The following is an 18,218-nucleotide window of genomic DNA, read 5'->3' as shown; positions in this document are numbered from 1 at the left end:
ATTGGAATAAATTGTTTACTACCTTTTTTTGTTATTTTCATATATTTTTTCCTGTTTTTCTATTAAAATGAAGCAAAAAAATAAATATACTCTAAGAGAGGTTTTTGATGAATGGTAAGAAAAAGTTTAATAGTTATGTTTATGCTCGCTTTATGCCTGGCGGGCGTTGTTCCTGCAAGTGCCGATAGTGATACCACCCCCCTTATTCTTAAGTCAGCCTCCATCAACCAGAAGGAATTCCACACCGGGGAAACCATTAAAATGAGATTTACGATTGAGGATGATGTTGAATCCGGCCCTGCCCCGGATGCGGACATCACTTTAAGCCACAGTTCGGGCCGGACCATATACTCCATGATGCCTTATGTCGGGAATAATACCTATGAGTTTTCCTATCGTATTGATGATTTACTTCAGGGAGACTGGAATATAGGAGATATAACCTTGTATGATCAAGCTGGAAATAGCTGCTCGTATGGGAGCGGATCGTCTTTGCTCTCCGATTTGCGCTTTCGGATGATGGACGGAGGAACGGATACTTCTGCACCGGACCTAACAGCCGTAAAGCTTAGTAAATCTTCAGCAAAGCCGGGTGACAAGGTAATCGTGTCTATAGGGTATAAGGATGAAAGCGGCTTATCCCATGGTTCTATGAGTTTTAGGCATATTGAAACAGATAATTACCCTTTTTTCGGGAACTTTTACTACAATACATCAACTAAGAATTTTGAAACTGAAATAACCATACCAAAGAATGCCCGGAATGGACTGTATGATATCGGTTATATTTCTCTCACTGATAAAGCGGGAAATGAAATTAGTTATTGGGCCAAAAGCGAAACCCTGCTTGCGAAAGCTCAATTGACAGTATCAGGGGGGATTACGGATAATGCAGGCCCGGTATTCGCTTCTGCCAGTGTCGGACAGAAGGAGCTTTACCCCGGAGATTCACTAGACGTGGTTGTAAATGGAGAGGACGCCGGCTCCGGAATTAGCGATGTAACTGCATCATTCACACGCAAGGATTCACTGCTTTCAAGTGATCATTTTTGGGGCCATCTTAAAGAAGCAGGCACAAATAAGCAATGGAAAGGAAAGCTGGAGGTTCCTGCTTATGCTTCAGAGGGCCTGTATTATATGAGTCAAATTTATTTAGAAGACCACGTCAGCAATTCAACCTTCATAAACCCCAGTTCTTCTTTGCCGGTTGTAAAGATCCTGCCTTTTTATACAGGGGTACAATCGAGGCTTCTCCAGAGAGGGACTGCCTTTAATCCGATGGAGGGTGTCAGAGCCTTTTCAAATGCGGAGGGGGACAGGACAAAGGATATAGTAATGAAGGGTTCAGTAGATTCTAATGTAAATGGCATCTACTTACTCACATACTCAGTGCCGAGCCTGCGTTTTCCTGTGATGAATTCAAACACAGGGACTTACTATTATAATTCTTATAGATGGTTAACAGTAAACGACGAGCAGCCGCCAGGTCCGGTTACCGACACAGCTTATTTTAATGAAAATGTGAAGATTGGAGTACCGTCCAACAGTACAATAAGCTTATCAGACGGGAAAACAGTGAAGAATCTTTCATCTGCCGCAACCGTAACATCCGACGGCTCCTATCAGGTAAGTACAAGCGGAGTCAGAACACCCAGCGGATATAATCTTTCTCCGTTGAGGCAGCCAAGTTCTATCAGCCCGTCATCATCAAACAAATCCATCAAGTTTGTGATTGACAGAAAAAAACCTGCCGCTCCAGTGCTTGCAGCCATTTATACTGAATCTGTTTCGGTCAGTGGAAAAACGGAAGCTTACTCTGCTGTAAAAGTTTTTAAGAATGGAAAGTATCTCGCTTCAGGAAAAATAAACTCAATGGGCCAGTTTTCCATCCCGATCCCTAAACAAGCGGCAGGCAGCAGTATCTCCGTCCAGGCGACAGATCGGGCAGGGAATATGGGCAGCGCTTCTATAAAAAAAGTACTTTATGTACCGTCCTTGCAGCCCATTAGCAATGTTTCCATATATGTCTCAGGAAAATCTATCCCAAAGAGCACGCTGAAAGTCTACTCGAATGGCGTATACATTAAGAAGGGCAAGGCGGATTCAAAGGGAACATACAAAATCACCATTCCAAAGCAGACAGCAGGGAAGGAAATAAAGGTAATCGAAACTACCGCCAAAGGAGTCCGCTATACGAGCCTTGGGGTAAAGGTGCTGGACAAACAGCCGCCGTCTCCGCCTTCTATAAATAAGGTTACGGTAAGCTCTGTTTATGTGACAGGACATGCCGAGAAGGGCGCAAGTGTTTTAGTATACAAAGGTACATCAAAGATTGCTTCAGGAAAAGCAGCATCCGCAGGAAACTTTAAAATTGCCATTCCAAAGCAAAAAGCGGGTACTCTTCTAACCCTTTATGCAGTTGATGCGTCAAATAACAAAAGTAAACCCAGCAATATAAAAGTGCAGTAAAGGTAAAAGACATCCTTTTGGAACAGGTCTTAGAGCATCCTAAAAGGGTGTTTATTTTTTTTGCTCTTTTCTAAAGGATAGTTGTTTTTTAAATTTAAATGGTTTTCAATATATCCAAGTCTTTCTCTCATTTATGATACACTTAACCCTCGAGAGGTGGTTTTTAATCATGCAAACATTACAATTTGAAGCATCCTGGGACAAAGCGTTAGCTCCCCGTGACCGGGAGAATATTGAACGAATCTTCGAGGAAACAAAAGATTTGGACAACTTTGGCATTCTTTGCTCCCCGATACAGGAGGCAATCAATCATAAAGAGGCACTCCTGGTATCGGTATTAGTCCATAATTTCACAGAACATGAACTGACTTTTCAGCAGGCAAGATTAGTTTACAGCGTTCAAGGCGAAACCATTGCCGATTATATGTTCACTCTGCCTTCGCTTACAATCCCCCAAAAAGTGAGTATGCCCTGGACGTTTATTTTTCCAAAAGGAGAGTATGCGCCTCATGCTGCTTATGAAAAAGGGCAGTTAGCCTTCCTTTAATCCTGGCTGCTGTGGGCCGAAATACCTCCTTGATAGTGACTCTAAAATCTAGAATGACTAAATGGGTCAGTGATAACCTGTGGAACTTTTTGCATATGAAATGGATGAGCAAGTGTGATGATAAATGTGAACGTGCGTTAAAGGAAGGTATCGTGATCTCTTGCCTGCCTCTATTTTTCCCCTCTTTTCTCCTCAGGAGCCGCTCCTATAATCACATATGCGCTTATATTAAAAAACTGGAACGCCTCCTTCCCTGCCTTTACACTGGGAAGAAGAAGATGGTAGAGTAAGACGAGATAAAAGGCCTCAGGGTCTTATAAAGGATGGGAAATTGTGAATCAGCACTATATTTATACTTTTGTCTGCTTTGAAGAAGAACGTTCTTTATGTCATTTGGAAATGCGTTCATTCTTTGGGGAAGACAGCGAAAAGAATATGATTAAAAGCCAGGTCAAAATCGACCCGAGCAGAAGCCCTTTTATGAAAGAACGGATCGCTGTTATATTTGAGGGGGAAACGGTGGAGGATATTGTCCAGCAGGCCGCTTCTTTACATCTTGGAACAGAAACCTTCCGAATTGACTTTGCGAAAGTGTACGATGGAGAATACCGATTTAAGGAGCGGATAAAGGCAGAACGGGATATCGGCTGGGTGATAGAGGGAGAAGCAGATCTGAAAAACCCAGACAGAATCTTTGGGATCATCCCCTTCGAGGGACGGTGGTATTTTGGGGAATATGCCAAGAGTGAAGCAATATGGCTCCGCCACCTAAAAAAACCGAGGGAATATTCTACGGCGCTGAGCACCCGTGTCGCGAGGACGTGTGCCAATATTGCTGTTCCGCATCCGGAAGGGAAGAAGGCAATCGACCCTTGCTGCGGAATAGGGACTGTGCTGGTGGAAGCCCGTTCCATGGGCATCGATATGGTGGGCAGGGACATCAATCCGCTCGTGACGGATGGTTCGCGTGAAAATCTTGCTTATTTTGGTTTGGAAGGGGAAGTGACAACCGGACCGATTTCTGAGGTGGAAGAACTTTATGATGCAGCCATCATTGACCTTCCCTATAATCTCTTTACAAAGGCAACACCAGAGGACCAGTTCTCCATTCTGAAGGAGGCACGGCGTTTTTCATCGAGAACGGTCATAATTTCTACAGATCTCATTGATGAAATGATACAGAAAGCCGGGTTTGAAATTGTTGACCGGTGTGTGGCAAAAAAAAGCTCCTTTATCCGGCACATCATGGTATGTATTTAAGGAAAAGAACAGTACATTCTATTTAGTTCCTGCAAGATGCTGTGATATAATTACATGTTCAATTTGAAAAAAAGGGGATTAATAGATGAAAAGCCGTAACACCGTTTTAGTCAGTATCGTCCTTGCGATGCTGGTGGCATCGATCGATACGACAATCATGAATACGACGATGCCTGCCATTGCTAAGGAATTAGGCGGATTTGGTCTTTATGCATGGGCATTTGCCGCCTATATGATTACAACCACCATCCTCTCCCCGGTTGCCGGGAGACTGTCGGATATGTTCGGAAGGAAGCGGGTATTCGCTTCGGGTATCCTTCTATTTTTAGTCGGCTCGCTTCTTTGCGGATTATCCCAGACGATGGTGCAGCTTGTCATTTTCCGTGCCATCCAGGGAATAGGGGCCGGATTTATGATGCCGTTTCCTGCCATCATTGCAGGAGATTTATTTTCGGTAGAAAAAAGAGGGAAGATCCAGGCGCTCTTCACCGGGATGTGGGGGCTATCCGCCATATTGGCTCCTCTTCTGGGAGCGTTCTTTGTAGAATATATGACATGGAGATGGATCTTCTTCATCAATCTTCCAATCTGCCTGATCTCGTTTTTCACCCTGCTTCCTTATAAGGAAAAGTATGAACCAAAGAAGGCACGTGTGGACTATTTTGGAGCCCTATTGTTTGCAGCCGGAATCACCTTCATCCTGCTCGTAACCGTCGTGGAAAGCAATAGGGTGATCTATGGGGCAGCGGGAATCCTGCTTATCATTGTGTTTTATTTCTGGGAAAGACGGCAGGTATCACCGATTGTCCCGCTTGGCATGTTTAAAAATAAAACCATTTCCTGGATCAATATCAATGCTTTTATTGGGACATTGGCCTTGTTTGGAGCATCCAGCTTTATCCCTCTGTTCTTGCAAAAAATAGCCGGCCTGTCACTGTTCGTCAGCGGGGTTGCACTGCTGGGTTCCGCGATCGGATGGATGATCGCAGCTGTTCCGGCAGGAAAGTGGATTCTAAAATACGGCTATCGCATCTTATTAATCATTGGGAATATCCTGCTTCTGATATCGGGGATTTTCCTCCTGCTGCTGAATAAGAACGAAGGCTTTGTTTATGTGTTCTTCGTTATGATTATTCAGGGACTATCCTTCGGCCTGCTATCTACTGTCGGCATGATCGGATCGCAGCAGCTGGTGGGTGCACATGAAAAGGGAATCTCCACGTCTTTCTTTATGTTCTGCCGGAATATGGGCACCGCCATTGGTGTTACCATTATGGGTGCTTTATTGACGAGTGTCCCGCATGATTACATGACCGGAATTCACCGCCTGTTTATCTTTGGTTTTGTGGGAAGCATTGCGGCTCTGTTGAGCTCCTTCTTTATAAAAAATCACTCTGCCGAGCCAGGGGCAGTAAAAACAGCAAAACCTGCTGAACAATAGGGGTAGATGGAAGACAGTCTTGATAGGCTGTCTTTTCTTATGGCTTTTAATAGACTCTGTTTTTTTCTTAACGAAAAAAGGCTGCCTCATTGGGTCAGAGATTCCATCCTATTCAATGAATGGAATCTGATCCCTTGAGACAGCCTCTTTGAATTATGCGCTTGTTTTCATAGATTTATTAACAGCAGAAGCTGCAATATGGCCGGCTAAATAAATGCCGAGCAAAAGTAAGAGTAAAATTCCTGAGTAGCCGAATGTCGCATTATATCCAACAAAGCTTGCAAGATTTCCGAGTGTACCGGCGCCGATGGCCATTCCAAGGTCCATGAAGCTTAGGGACATGGCATTGGCGGTTCCCTTTTTATCAGGGCTTACACGGCTGACCGCCCATGCCTGGAAGGTTGGCTGCATAACGCTGTAGGCTACCCCATAAAATAGGGCAGAAGCACACAGCATAGGGAAGCTGTGAGTCAGTGTCAGCAGGATTAATCCTATGATTCCGGAAACACTGGCAGGATAGATGAGGAATTTATGTCCATGTCTGTCATAAATTCTTCCTGAGAGCGGCCGGGTAAGAATCATCATGCCGGCTATAATAAGGAAAAATAAAGAGACTTTTCCGCCAAAATGATATTCACTGCCAAGGCCGTCAATAAAGTTTACAATCCCTGAGAATGTAATGTAAAACAAACACACTAATAAGCATGGCAGAAGGGCTTGTTTCTCGAAGGCATAATCTAATACTGATTTTTTTCCCTGTACGGGGCGAACCGCAGGGTCATTCTTCCTGCTTTTGATAAAAAAGCTGCCCAGTACTGCGATAATGATCAGGATGAATGTAAACAGAAGCAGGTTTTGAAATGAAAATGAATGGACCACCGTCAGGGCAATCATAGGCCCAAAGGTAGTGCCTAGGCTCGTCGCCATACCAAAATACCCAATTCCTTCCCCTAACCGTTCAGAGGGAATTAAATTCGTTGCCAGGGTGGCGAGCAGTGTCGTAATAATCCCGAATCCCATACCCTGCAGGATTCTTAGAAGAATCAGGGCCGGAAATGACTCCATCCCAAAGCTTAGGACGATTGTAATTATTACAAACAAAAGCGTAATAATGAGAGTTTTTTTGATGTTCAGTTTATGCATCAGAATCCCGATGAATGGACGGGTGATGATGGCTGCAAGCATGAAGGCAGTTGTCATGAGGCCTCCTTTTGATGGTACATGTGTGATTCCGGTAACGAATGCCGGAAAACCGCCCATCAGTGCCTGGAGACCCAAGAAAAAGATAAAAGTGGTCAAAATAATAATGGTAAACTGCCAGGTCCATAATTTTGTTTTTTCTTGTTGTATCAACTTGTATTTCCTTCTTTCTAATTAAGTATAATGTACCGTAATCATTTACGGCTTTTCTCTTCGCGTATATGCTTGATATTTTGTTGGATCTGTTTCATGATTTTCATGAATTCATCAAGCTGTGCGGAAGAAAGTCCGTGAAGAATATCTTCATATATGGTTTCAATGAGAGGAAGCACGGTTTGGACGAGCTCTTTTCCCTGAGTGGTAATTTCCACGAGAAAAGATCTTCTATCATCAGGATTGACAATCCTCGCAGCAAGTCCGCGATGCTCCAGCAAATCCAGAATCTTTGTCAGTGTTGCCTGATCCTTATCTGTCCTCTGGGATAAGTCCTTTTGATTCAAATGCTTCTCAAACGAAAGATGCTTCAGCACTGTCCACTGCTCAGCCGTAATCCCGTAAGGCTTAAGAACAACATTCACCTGCCCCCTCATCAGCTTACTTGTCGAAGAAGCCGTAAATCCAATATCATCCTTTAACATCTGCACACTCAGCTCCTGTATCAAACTCTAATAAGTATACTCCTAATTATTATTTGTGTAAATATAATTTGTATACAAACTAAATAAGAAACAAGGGTCCCTCCCCATTTCCCCCGGTATTAAGGATAAGTTAAGAATAGGAAGGTATTCTTGGAGGCATGCTTTTTTAGTTTTTGTAATTCTGATATACTAGTTAAGCAGTTTTTGAGTGTACGTTGTAAATTTGGAGATGAGTTTTTGAGATGAGTCAATCTTTTTTACAGATGAATACGGTTTTTATTAGTATATTAATTGAAGCTATTCCATTTATATTGCTGGCGGTTTTGATTTCTGGTGTGATTCAGATTTTTGTCACAGAGGAGATGCTGGCAAAAATCATCCCGAAGAACCGTTATCTTTCGATTATTGTAACGATGTTTTTGGGGATTTTATTCCCTGCGTGTGAATGCGGAATTGTTCCGTTAACAAAGCGCTTGATTGCTAAGGGAGTTCCCATGCCTGCTGGTGTGGCTTTCATGATGACAGCCCCGGTCATTAACCCGGTCGTTGTCATAAGCACATACGCGGCATTTGGAAACAGCTGGCGGATGGTAGCGTACCGCTGCGGCCTGTCCTGTCTGGTTTCCTTCTGCACCAGTGTCGCTCTGTCTTTCCAGTTTAAGGATAATGGCTTAAAGCATGCCGCTGCCCCAAACATGAACTTGAAAAAGGTAAGTTTTAAGACGAAGTTTGATGCTATGATCGAGCATTCGATCGGCGAATTTTTTTCCGTTGGTAAGTATCTGATCATGGGCGGCTTAATTGCTGCGGCCATGCAGACTTATATTAAGACGTCTACACTGGTTTCCATCGGCCATGGCAAAGTCAGCGCTGTATTGTTAATGATGGTTCTCGCTTTCATTCTTTCTATCTGCTCATCAGCAGATGCCTTTATCGCGTCCTCTTTCAGGAGCACGTTTGGTACAGGATCCATTGTAGCTTTTTTAGTTTTCGGACCGATTTTTGATATCAAGAACCTTTTAATGCTCCTTGGCACATTTAAGAATAAGCTGGTACTTATGCTGTTGATGTACACGGTCATTGTTACCTTCGCCGGGGCTGTTCTCCTGTTCTAAATGGACTGAGGACTCTGGCCGGGGGAAAGTTTGATAACAAATAAAGAAACAGGATCCGGAAAAAGCAGTTTGGAAAGGAAGCAGATGTATGACACGAGTGTTTATATTAATAGGGTTTGCTTTTATATTTATGCACCTGCATGCTACAGGGCATATCTCTAAATATATTAATATGAGATATGCGAATATTTCTCTGTTTGCCATGTTTGTTTTATTCTTTTTAACCTTGTATCAGTGGTATCTCACTTCAAAGAAGGATAAAGATGGGGAAGAGGGATATGTACATTGTCAATGCGGCGATCCAAACCACAGCCATGGTCATCATCACGAACATGATCATCAGCATGACCACGATCATGACCACGGCCACGATCACAGCCATGGCGAAAAAACCTGGTACGGCAAGCTTTGGTCTACGGTGCTGATGGTTTTTCCTATTTTTTCAGTGTTGTTTATCCCGATTGCCACGCTGAATTCTAATGCCATCGAAGCGAAGGGATTTAATTTTCCAATCCTTCAGGACAAAGATCCGTCCAGCATCCATCAGTTCCTGGCGCCGAACACCAGTTACTACTATGGAAGCGAGGACTATGCGGCGAGGATGAATAAATCATTGAAGCATTTTGACAAGGACGATTCCGTTGTCATCAATGATAAAAATTATCTCGAGGTCATGGAGCTGATTTATAATTATCCAGGCGAATTCATGGGGAAGACCATTGAATTCCAGGGCTTTTCGTATAATAATAAAGACCTTCAGCCAGATCAGCTATTCCTGTTCCTCTTCGGAATCGTTCACTGCCTGGCTGATTCCGGGGTATATGGAATGATGGTGCAATTTCCAAAGAACATGAATATGCCGAATGATCAATGGATACAGGCAAGCGGAAAACTAAGTACGGTTTATTATCAGCCGTTCCAAAAAAATGTTCCTGTTCTGCAGGTGGATTCATGGAAGCATATCTCAAAACCAGCAGAAGAATATGTGTATAAGCAATATTGATTCTCTCTTTTTACTATTTTCGCAAACTTTGTGGCTTTGGAACAAAGAGCCTTTTGGAAACAATGAAAATGACGATCAGGCTGTCTCTTAATATGAGGCAGTCTTTTTTTATGTTTTTCACCATCGATGCCTTCAGCAATACAACAGGACAGGCAGTCCGTGAATATAAACACCTGGAACCATCAGTAAAAAATCTTTAATAAATGTCTAGACATCTATAATTATTTAATTAAAATAAAAAATGTAAGCGTTTTTATAAAACCCTTAAACTGCTAAACTGCCAAGGAGGATAATAATAATGGGGAAAATTATAATAGCCTGCAAAATAACCTGTATAAATTTAACAGCCTCTTCGATTATAATTTAGTTAGAATAATCAATCAATTTTTAAGGTGGTCCATTCATGAACAAATATGAAGCTATCTCTGCGGAAATGAGACATCGGATAAAGGAAAAACATTATAATCCCGATCAGCCGATCCCGGATGAGAAATCTTTGGCGAAGGAGTTTGAATGCAGCAGGATGACCATGAAAAGGGCGCTCGATATTCTGGTTATGGAAGGGCTTCTCTACCGCAAAAGAGGGCATGGCACCTTTATCGTCCAATCCGCCATCCGGGATAGCCGGGTCAATGTTGTGAGCAATGAGGTGCTCGGCTTATCCAGGCTGATCACTGATAAAACAATCACAAGCAAGGTTGTTACCTTTGAAGTCCAGTTTCCGACAGAAGAGGTTGCGGTACATCTGGCCATTGATACCAAAACACCCGTCTATTACTTAGTGAGGCTGAGGCTCGTGGAGGGAGAACCCTATGTTCTTGAGAAGACCTATATGCCGACAAACATGATTCCAGGATTGAATGATGAAATTCTCCACTCCTCGATTTATGAATATATTCTGAAGGAGCTTGAATTAACGATAGCGGGCTCCCACAGGAAAATCAGGGCATGCAAGTCGGATGAACTCGACCAGGAGCACTTGGAATGTAAGCATGACGATCCGATCCTTGAGGTAGAGCATGTCGGATTTTTAAATAACGGAGTTCCCTTCGAATACTCCTTTTCAAGACACCGATACGATAAGTTCGAAGTGACGACGGTCAATGTAAGAAATTAAGAGAGGGGATAGGAACATGCTTGGTGCAATAGAAGCAGGCGGAACGAAATTTGTCTGTGCTGTAGGAGATAAGGAAGGTACTATTTTGGATTCCATACAGATTCCCACGACGGTGCCTGAGGAGACCATGCCTCTGGTAATCGATTTTTTTCGAAAACATGATATAGAAGCGATCGGGATAGGCTCTTTTGGCCCGATAGATATCAATCTTGAAAGCCCTTCCTATGGATATATTACCTCTACGCCAAAACCCGGCTGGAGGCATTATGGACTTGTGCAGGCTGTGAAGGAGGCTTTTCCTGTACCTGTAGGCTTTAATACGGACGTGAATGCCGCTGCACTCGGTGAGCTGGAGCTTGGAGCGGCCAAGGGCCTTAACAGCTGCATGTACATGACGATTGGGACAGGAATCGGCGCGGGAGCCATTGTCCAGGGAAAGCTTGTCCAGGGGCTGTCCCATCCAGAGATGGGGCATATTCTGGTCCGCCGTCATCCTGATGACTCTTATAAGGGAAAATGCCCGTACCACAGCGATTGTCTTGAAGGGTTGGCTGCAGGGCCGGCGATCGAGGAAAGATGGGGAGCGAAAGGCATAGAGCTTGCAGGCCGTCCTGAAGTGTGGGATTTGGAAGCTTATTATATCGCACAGGCTTTGATGCAGTATATTTTGGTTCTTTCACCTCAAAAAGTCATCCTTGGCGGCGGAGTGATGAATCAAAAGCAGATTTTTCCTTCCGTCCATAAATATCTAACAGAAATGATGAATGAATATGTAGCCATGCCAGAGTTGTCCGAGTATATCGTCTCCCCGGGTCTTTCTGACCGTGCAGGGATAACAGGGTCCCTCATGCTCGCCCAGGAAGCATTGTCAGAGAAAGAAAAGACATTGAACTATCAAAAGCAATAATACACAGATGGAGGTCCTTGTGGTGCAGCCGTTATTTTTAAAACCCGTATTTAAAGATCGAATCTGGGGAGGGAATGCCCTGAAAGAAGAATTTGGCTATGAGATCCCTTTTGATAAAACAGGAGAGTGCTGGGCCATATCCGCCCACCCGAACGGGCCGTCCGCAGTGGAAAATGGCCCTTATGCCGGCGTGACACTTGATCAGCTGTGGAAGGAGCATCCTGAACTGTTTGGCAATCCGGACGGAGAAGCATTCCCGCTCTTGACCAAGATCCTGGACGCCAATATGGATTTATCCGTCCAGGTCCATCCAGATGACAGCTATGCAAAGGTCAATGAGAATGGAGAGCTAGGAAAAACCGAATGCTGGTATATCATCGACTGTAAAGATGACGCTTACATGATTTTTGGGCATAATGCCGGCACAAAGGAAGAGCTGATAAAGAAGGTAGATGATGGAGATTGGGACGGCCTGCTGCGCCGCGTGAAAATCAAGCCGGGCGACTTTTTCTACGTGCCGAGCGGGACGATCCACGCGCTCTGTGAAGGCACACTGGTCCTAGAAACGCAGCAGAGCTCGGATACTACGTACAGGGTTTATGATTACGACCGGAAAGACGACCAGGGGAACCTCAGGGAGCTCCATTTAGATAAAGCGATTGAAGTGACAACAATTCCACATAAGGATGCCAAAAGCAAGCCATCCGTTGTTCAAAATGATCATGCAGAGATTACTACTTTTGTAGAGTCAGAGTTCTTTTCAGTCTATAAGTGGGTAATCCAGGGGAAAGCAGCTTTCTCCGCAGAGGATCAATACCTGCTTCTAAGTGTAATTGATGGGGAAGGAACACTCGTCTATAACGGTGAAAATCATTCCCTTTATAAAGGAACTCACTTCATTCTCCCGGCAGGGCTGGGGGGATTCGAGATTGATGGAAATTGCCAGCTGATTGTATCTCATCCTTAAAAAGAAGGAGAAGATAAAACCACAACGGAATCTGCTCTTTGTATATTTCATTGATAGCTGTATAGGAACATTGGTCATCTACTCAGGTTTTGACAAATATGCAGCTGACAACCGTAGAAGTGGATATGGAGGAAATGTCAAAGACAGCCGTTACGTTTATTAGGGGAAAATTAAAGAACCCACATAAGAAATATGGCAGAACCTTTATAAAAGGGAAAAATTTCATATGGCAGTTCGGTAAGGAAACTAAAGTAGAAAAAAGCTGGGAATGACATTGTTCCCAGTCTAATTTCTACTTCAGGCACTTTCGGCAGCGTAAACCTGCCGCTGGAGGAAATGATACAGGGCTCCAAGCAGATTGGCATCATTTTTAAAGTGGCATGCTTCAATGACAGGACGGACTTTTGCGTTTCCAATTGAGCCGAGAATCTGATCAAGCCGTTCATTAATCTGATCAAGCAGATCCTCGCGGCTTGAGATGGCTCCCCCGATAATGATTTTCTCAGGATCATACACATACTGGATATTGTAGATTCCATGAGCCAGGGAGAGGTAGAACCGCTCAATAGCCCTCCTGCAGTCCTCGTCGCCAGCTTCAGAGGCCTCAAAAATCATCTGCCCGTTCCATTCTTCAACAGGGTCTCCTTTCATTTTGGCTACATTGCGGACGAGGGCCCCTGTTGCAGCCAGCTGGCTGAAGGTTTTAAAGTCCAGGCTTCCATCTTCCTCTATAACCTGAAGGATCATATAGCCGATTTCCCCTCCATGAAGGTTGGCCCCCTTATGGATTTTACGGTCCTTGATGATGGCTCCCCCGATCCCTGTCCCGATGATCGTAAAAAGGACATTTTGATTGTCTTTGGCGGCACCTTTCCAGACCTCGCCAAGCGCAGCGCAGTTTGCATCATTCTCTAATTCAACCTGGAGTCCGGTTGCAAGGCCGAAAAACTCTTTGAAATTTGGACCATGTATACATGGAAGGGCACTGGCACCTCCGATGATTCCAGTGTCGCTGTCCACTCCTCCAGGACAGCTGAAGGCTATACCCTCAACATTGTATTTCTCCTGATTTTCAAGAGTGACTGCAATGATATCGCTGCTGAACTTTTCCCAATCATGAGGGGAAGAAGGGAGGCCGCCCTTTGTTAAAAAATCTCCATGATGATTAATTACCGCATATTTCACTTTGCTTCCGCCTGCATCAAAAACCATATAATTACTCATTTTATTCCTCCTAAAGGATGATGGGCTCTTGTGAAAACCCTTTCGTAAGTAACGTTGATAAAATTGTATCAAGGAAAATCACCGCTTACAATAACTTAGTAATGTAATCGGTTAATATCTCTGAAGAGTCTTTTTATCTAAATGTCTATACTTTTATTTAAAAGTAATAGATATATTTTAAAAACATTATATAATAAGAGTTGAAAGCGTTTTACAATCTGAATTTCCGCACTAGTGGATTATTTCTCCATTGGTGCGGAAACCATCTTTTATATAAAAATTGAACAAGGAGAGACGCACATGAAGTATCGTAAGCTTGGAAGTTCAGGATTAAAAGTCAGTGAAATCGCATTAGGAAGCTGGCTGACATATGGGACGGCTGTTGAACAGGAAAAATCGGCCGCCTGTGTACATAAAGCTTATGACCTCGGAATCAATTTCTTTGATACAGCCAATGCCTATAATAAAGGTGCGGCTGAAGAGGTGCTGGGGCAGGCGTTAAAAGAATACCCGCGTTCAAGCTATGTACTGGCTACCAAGGTCTATTTTCCGATGGGGAAGGGCCCGAATGACAGGGGGCTGTCAAGAAAGCACATCATCGAGCAATGCGAAGCCAGCCTTAAACGACTGGGCACGGATTATATTGATTTATATCAATGCCACCGTTACGATCCGGAAACCCCTGTAGAGGAATCGCTGAGGGCCCTTGATGATTTGACCTCACAGGGAAAGATCTTATATGCAGGAGTCAGTGAGTGGTCAGCTGCACAGATTACCGATGCGGCGCATATCAGCAGGCAGAAGAATCTTCGTCCTCTCGTCTCGAATCAGCCGATTTATAATATGCTTGTCCGCTATATAGAAAAAGAAGTATTGCCAGTATCGGAAAAAGAGGGACTTGGCCAGGTGGTCTTCTCACCTCTTGCACAGGGGATCTTAACAGGGAAATATAAGCCGGGGCAGCCGGTGCCTGAAGGGACAAGAGCAGCAAACAAAGACACCAATACCTGGATCAACAGCTATTTGAACGACGAGGTGTTAAGCAGGGTTCAAAAGCTTGAAAACATAGCTGAAAACATGGGGGCAGAGCTTTCCCATTTGGCCCTTGCATGGGTCCTTAGACAGCCTGGGGTGAGCTCGGCCATTATTGGAGCGAGCCGCCCTGAGCAGATTGAAGAGAATGTCAAAGCAGTAGATATCCAGCTTGAAGGGTCCATTATAGAAGAAATTAACTCTGTTTTAGAAGAAATCAATGGCTTTGTTCCAATCTGGTAAAAAATTTGAATAAATCTCATAGTCGGTATGGAGGAAAATATGATATTAAAAGTAGGTTTTATCGGATTTGGTAAAAGCGCCAACAGGTATCATCTGCCATATGTTCTGCTAAGGGACCGCCTTGAGGTCAAAATGATCTATTCCAGAACAAGGAAGCGGGATTTAGAGAGCAAATATCTGGACTCTGGCATTGTATTCACGGACAAGCTGGATGAAATCCTGCATGACCCGGATATCCAGCTCGTCTCAATCTGCACCTCCCATGCCTCTCATTTTGAGCTGGCAAAGCTCTGCCTCGAGAATAAGAAGCATGTACTGGTGGAAAAACCTTTTACCACGACCCTGGAAGAAGCAAGAGAGCTTATTCATCTTGCGGATAAGAATCAATTAATTCTAATGCCGTTTCAAAATAGAAGATTTGACAGCGATTTCCTCGCATTGAAAAAGGTGATTCAGCATAAAGGAGCAGGTGAGATCGTCGAAATCGAATCTCACTTTGATTATTTCAGGCCCGATTTCCAGGAGCATAAAGGAAAATCCTATGATGGCGACTTCTTCGGGCTCGGCGTCCATACCATCGACCAGTTGGTATCTCTCTTCGGGCGTCCTGAAAAGGTATATTACGACATCCGATCGATCCGGAACCCAAATAATCCGGATGATTATTATCATGTGGAGCTTTTCTACAAAGGATTTAAAGCAATTGTGAAAACCAGTCATTTAGTGGAAACGCCTTATCCTACATTCATCCTGCACGGAACAAAGGGCAGCTTTGTGAAATATGGGATCGATAAGCAGGAAGAGTGCTTAAAAGCGGGAATGTCCCCTGATGAACCGGGCTTCGGTTTAGATCCTGAAGAAAACTTTGGAGTTTTAAGCATTGCTGAAAGTGTGGAGGAAGAAGTAATCCCTACACCAAAGGGAGACTACGGAAGAATCTATGATGAACTCTATGAAACCATCATTCACGGGAAAAACAAATTAGTAAGTAATGAGGAAATCCTTACAGTTCTTGAAATCCTTGAAAAAGGAATCCAGGGAGAAAATCCGAAAGTTGTGACTTTATAAAAGCGATGCGAGAGAGGTAGGGAAATGGAAAAAACAAATGGAAATATCATTCCGGAAGGATTTTTGTGGGGAGGAGCCGTTACCTCTTTTCAGACGGAAGGTGCCTGGAATGAAGGCGGGAAAGGACCTTCGATCGTCGATGCACGTCCTGTGAAGGAAGGGCAATCTGACTGGACAACCGCAGTCGATTTCTATCACCGCTATAAGGAAGACATTGCCCTGTTTAAGGAGATGGGCTTTAACGCATACCGGACAAGCATCTCCTGGTCCAGAATCTTCCCGGATGGCGAAGGGGAAGCCAACGAGGAAGGCCTGAAGTTCTATGATGATCTATTTGATGAAATGCTCGCAAATGGCATCCAGCCGGTCATCACTCTTTACCATTTCGACCTGCCGCTTGCACTGCAGAAAAAATATAATGGATTCGCCTCAAGGGAAGTAGTCGATTTATTCGGCCGTTATGCAAGAACCGTATTTAAACGCTACGGAGAAAAGGTGAAATACTGGCTGACTTTTAACGAACAGAACCTCGTCCTGACAAACCCGGATTTCTGGGGTGTGGACATTAAGGGTGTTGAAAATGAAGAAGCACTGAGATACCAGGTGACTCATCATGCCTTTGTCGCCCATGCGAAAGCGGTTAAATCCCTGCATGAACTCGTGCCGGGGGGCCAGATGGCAGGAATGGTCACCTATATGACGACTTACCCGAATACGTGCAAGCCGGAGGATGCAATAGCCAACTTGAAAGCGAAGGAGCTTCTGGCAGATTTCTATTTTGATGTTTTCGCGCATGGAGAATATCCTACCTATGTTACCAGCAATCTAAAGAAAAAAGGCATTATGCCAGTCTTTGAAGAGGGCGATGCAGAACTGCTGAAGGAAAACACCGTGGACTATCTAAGCATCAGCTATTATCAAAGCCAGACAGTCAGCGCAGAAAAAACAGATGAAAAGCGGCTCATTTCCGGTGTTACGCCAAATCCTAACTTGGAGACCAATGAGTGGGGCTGGGCGATTGACCCGATTGGGCTGAGAGTATGCCTGAAAGATATGTATGCAAGATACAGGCTGCCGATCTTCATTACGGAAAATGGAATCGGCGTCCGGGAAGAACTGAACGAAAACAACACGGTTGAAGATGATTACCGCATTGAGTATCTAAGTGAGCACATCAAGCAGGTGAAGCTTGCCATGGAAGAAGGAGTAGACGTCTTTGGGTATCTGACATGGGGCTCAACCGATATCATCAGCTCCGGCGGCCAGTTTGAAAAGCGGTACGGCTTCGTCTATGTAAACCGCGGCGAGATTGATTTGAGAGATTTAAAGAGATACAAAAAGCAAAGCTTTGACTGGTTTAAGCAGGTCATTGAATCAAATGGCGCAGATTTAGAAAACAAAACCAGTGTAACAGTCAAATAATCCGCTCCCGGCTAATCGCAAATACTCACGCAAGCAATGGAGATTAGCTTTCACTGCTGGTCTCCATTTTTATTTAATCCCCAAAGGATCTATGATCTCTTTTTTAACGGGGTTTTCCTGGTCCCATCCATTAAAGGAGAATACCACGAAGAGCTGTTTGAGCTGAGGAAAAGCATGACATCTCATTTTAAGCAAGTGAAGAGGAGCTTGAGGTCATCATGGCAAATACTGTGGATTATGCGGGCTTGTTGAGTTAGTCTCAAAAGTGGACACGTTAAAACGGTAATTCATATACTTGAATTAACTTTAAAGAGGACGTGTTCTTATGGGGAAACATTTTGATCATGAATATAAAGAGTATGTTGCGAAACTAATTGTTGAAGAGGGGCGGGTCGCCAAGGAGCTTGCTTTCGAGCTTGAGATCCCCTACTCAACCATTAGAAAGTGGGCGAGTGCCTACAAAGAGAAAGCAAATAGACAGGTCAACAAAGAAAACTATATGACTCCCGGCGAGCTGGAAAAGTTAAAGAAACAACATGAAAAGGAGCTTCAACAGCTGCGGGAG

Annotated in this window: 16 protein-coding genes; 13 read left to right on the top strand and 3 right to left on the bottom strand. The window is 44.0% G+C overall.

The genetic code is table 11. The features are described from left to right. Nucleotides 1–111 precede the first annotated feature (111 nt). The 4 genes from H539_RS0103455 to H539_RS0103440 all read left to right on the top strand — a co-directional run bounded on the left by H539_RS0103455 (nucleotide 112) and on the right by H539_RS0103440 (nucleotide 5,717). Nucleotides 112–2,469, top strand: a complete 2,358-nt coding sequence (locus tag H539_RS0103455; protein ID WP_026692356.1) for an Ig-like domain-containing protein — start codon at nucleotides 112–114, stop codon at nucleotides 2,467–2,469. Nucleotides 2,470–2,638: 169 nt separating this feature from the next. Beyond that, nucleotides 2,639–3,016, top strand: a complete 378-nt coding sequence (locus tag H539_RS0103450) for an SLAP domain-containing protein (RefSeq protein ID WP_035321875.1) — start codon at nucleotides 2,639–2,641, stop codon at nucleotides 3,014–3,016. A 333-nt stretch (nucleotides 3,017–3,349) separates the two neighbouring features. Continuing rightward, a complete protein-coding gene (locus H539_RS0103445) occupies nucleotides 3,350–4,276 on the top strand; it encodes a TRM11 family SAM-dependent methyltransferase (protein WP_245602121.1) in 927 nt (308 codons plus the stop codon). Between the two features lie 85 nt (nucleotides 4,277–4,361). Further along, the gene (locus H539_RS0103440) at nucleotides 4,362–5,717 is read left to right on the top strand and encodes an MFS transporter (protein ID WP_026692353.1); all 1,356 of its coding nucleotides are present in this window, start codon (nucleotides 4,362–4,364) and stop codon (nucleotides 5,715–5,717) included. A gap of 153 nt (nucleotides 5,718–5,870) precedes the next feature. On the opposite strand, the gene H539_RS27695 is transcribed toward H539_RS0103440, so the two are convergent. Beyond that, a complete protein-coding gene (locus tag H539_RS27695; RefSeq protein WP_245602120.1) occupies nucleotides 5,871–7,070 on the bottom strand; it encodes an MFS transporter in 1,200 nt (399 codons plus the stop codon). Between the two features lie 41 nt (nucleotides 7,071–7,111). Then, complete coding sequence (locus H539_RS0103430; RefSeq protein ID WP_026692352.1) at nucleotides 7,112–7,555, bottom strand: MarR family winged helix-turn-helix transcriptional regulator; 444 nt, start codon at nucleotides 7,553–7,555, stop codon at nucleotides 7,112–7,114. Nucleotides 7,556–7,797: 242 nt separating this feature from the next. On the opposite strand from H539_RS0103430, the gene H539_RS0103425 reads away from it, so the two are divergent. The 5 genes from H539_RS0103425 (at nucleotide 7,798) to manA (ending at nucleotide 12,664) form a co-directional block, all read left to right on the top strand. Beyond that, nucleotides 7,798–8,670, top strand: coding sequence for a permease (locus H539_RS0103425; protein ID WP_026692351.1), 873 nt, complete (start codon nucleotides 7,798–7,800; stop codon nucleotides 8,668–8,670). Nucleotides 8,671–8,758: 88 nt separating this feature from the next. Continuing rightward, entirely contained in the window at nucleotides 8,759–9,673 is a 915-nt protein-coding gene (locus tag H539_RS0103420; RefSeq protein ID WP_026692350.1) for a TIGR03943 family putative permease subunit, read from the top strand. 403 nt (nucleotides 9,674–10,076) lie between these two features. After that, on the top strand, nucleotides 10,077–10,790 hold the full coding sequence (locus H539_RS0103410) for a GntR family transcriptional regulator (RefSeq protein WP_026692349.1): 714 nt from the start codon (nucleotides 10,077–10,079) through the stop codon (nucleotides 10,788–10,790). Nucleotides 10,791–10,806: 16 nt separating this feature from the next. Continuing rightward, nucleotides 10,807–11,697: an ROK family protein gene (locus H539_RS0103405; protein ID WP_026692348.1), complete on the top strand. Its 891-nt coding sequence runs from the start codon at nucleotides 10,807–10,809 to the stop codon at nucleotides 11,695–11,697. Between the two features lie 19 nt (nucleotides 11,698–11,716). Continuing rightward, nucleotides 11,717–12,664 (top strand): mannose-6-phosphate isomerase, class I, encoded by a 948-nt coding sequence (gene manA / locus H539_RS0103400; RefSeq protein WP_026692347.1) that lies wholly within the window; start codon nucleotides 11,717–11,719, stop codon nucleotides 12,662–12,664. Between the two features lie 297 nt (nucleotides 12,665–12,961). Here manA and H539_RS0103390 read toward each other — a convergent pair whose 3' ends face one another. After that, entirely contained in the window at nucleotides 12,962–13,888 is a 927-nt protein-coding gene (locus tag H539_RS0103390) for an ROK family protein (RefSeq protein WP_026692346.1), read from the bottom strand. A 300-nt stretch (nucleotides 13,889–14,188) separates the two neighbouring features. On the opposite strand from H539_RS0103390, the gene H539_RS0103385 reads away from it, so the two are divergent. From H539_RS0103385 to H539_RS0103370, 4 genes are all read left to right on the top strand, one after another. Then, nucleotides 14,189–15,163 (top strand): aldo/keto reductase family protein, encoded by a 975-nt coding sequence (locus tag H539_RS0103385; RefSeq protein WP_026692345.1) that lies wholly within the window; start codon nucleotides 14,189–14,191, stop codon nucleotides 15,161–15,163. A 39-nt stretch (nucleotides 15,164–15,202) separates the two neighbouring features. Next, nucleotides 15,203–16,231 carry an oxidoreductase gene (locus H539_RS0103380; protein WP_026692344.1) on the top strand — a complete coding sequence of 343 codons (1,029 nt, stop codon included), beginning with the start codon at nucleotides 15,203–15,205 and terminating at the stop codon, nucleotides 16,229–16,231. A gap of 24 nt (nucleotides 16,232–16,255) precedes the next feature. Then, complete coding sequence (locus H539_RS0103375; protein WP_026692343.1) at nucleotides 16,256–17,653, top strand: glycoside hydrolase family 1 protein; 1,398 nt, start codon at nucleotides 16,256–16,258, stop codon at nucleotides 17,651–17,653. Between the two features lie 325 nt (nucleotides 17,654–17,978). After that, nucleotides 17,979–18,218, top strand: a 240-nt coding sequence (locus H539_RS0103370) for a transposase (protein WP_026692342.1), incomplete at its 3' end; no start/stop codon positions are given.

The sequence above is a fragment of the Peribacillus kribbensis DSM 17871 genome (genome assembly GCF_000430765.1).
In the GTDB taxonomy this organism is placed as follows: domain Bacteria; phylum Bacillota; class Bacilli; order Bacillales; family DSM-1321; genus Paraperibacillus; species Paraperibacillus kribbensis.
This window is presented reverse-complemented; position numbering and strand designations above follow the sequence as displayed.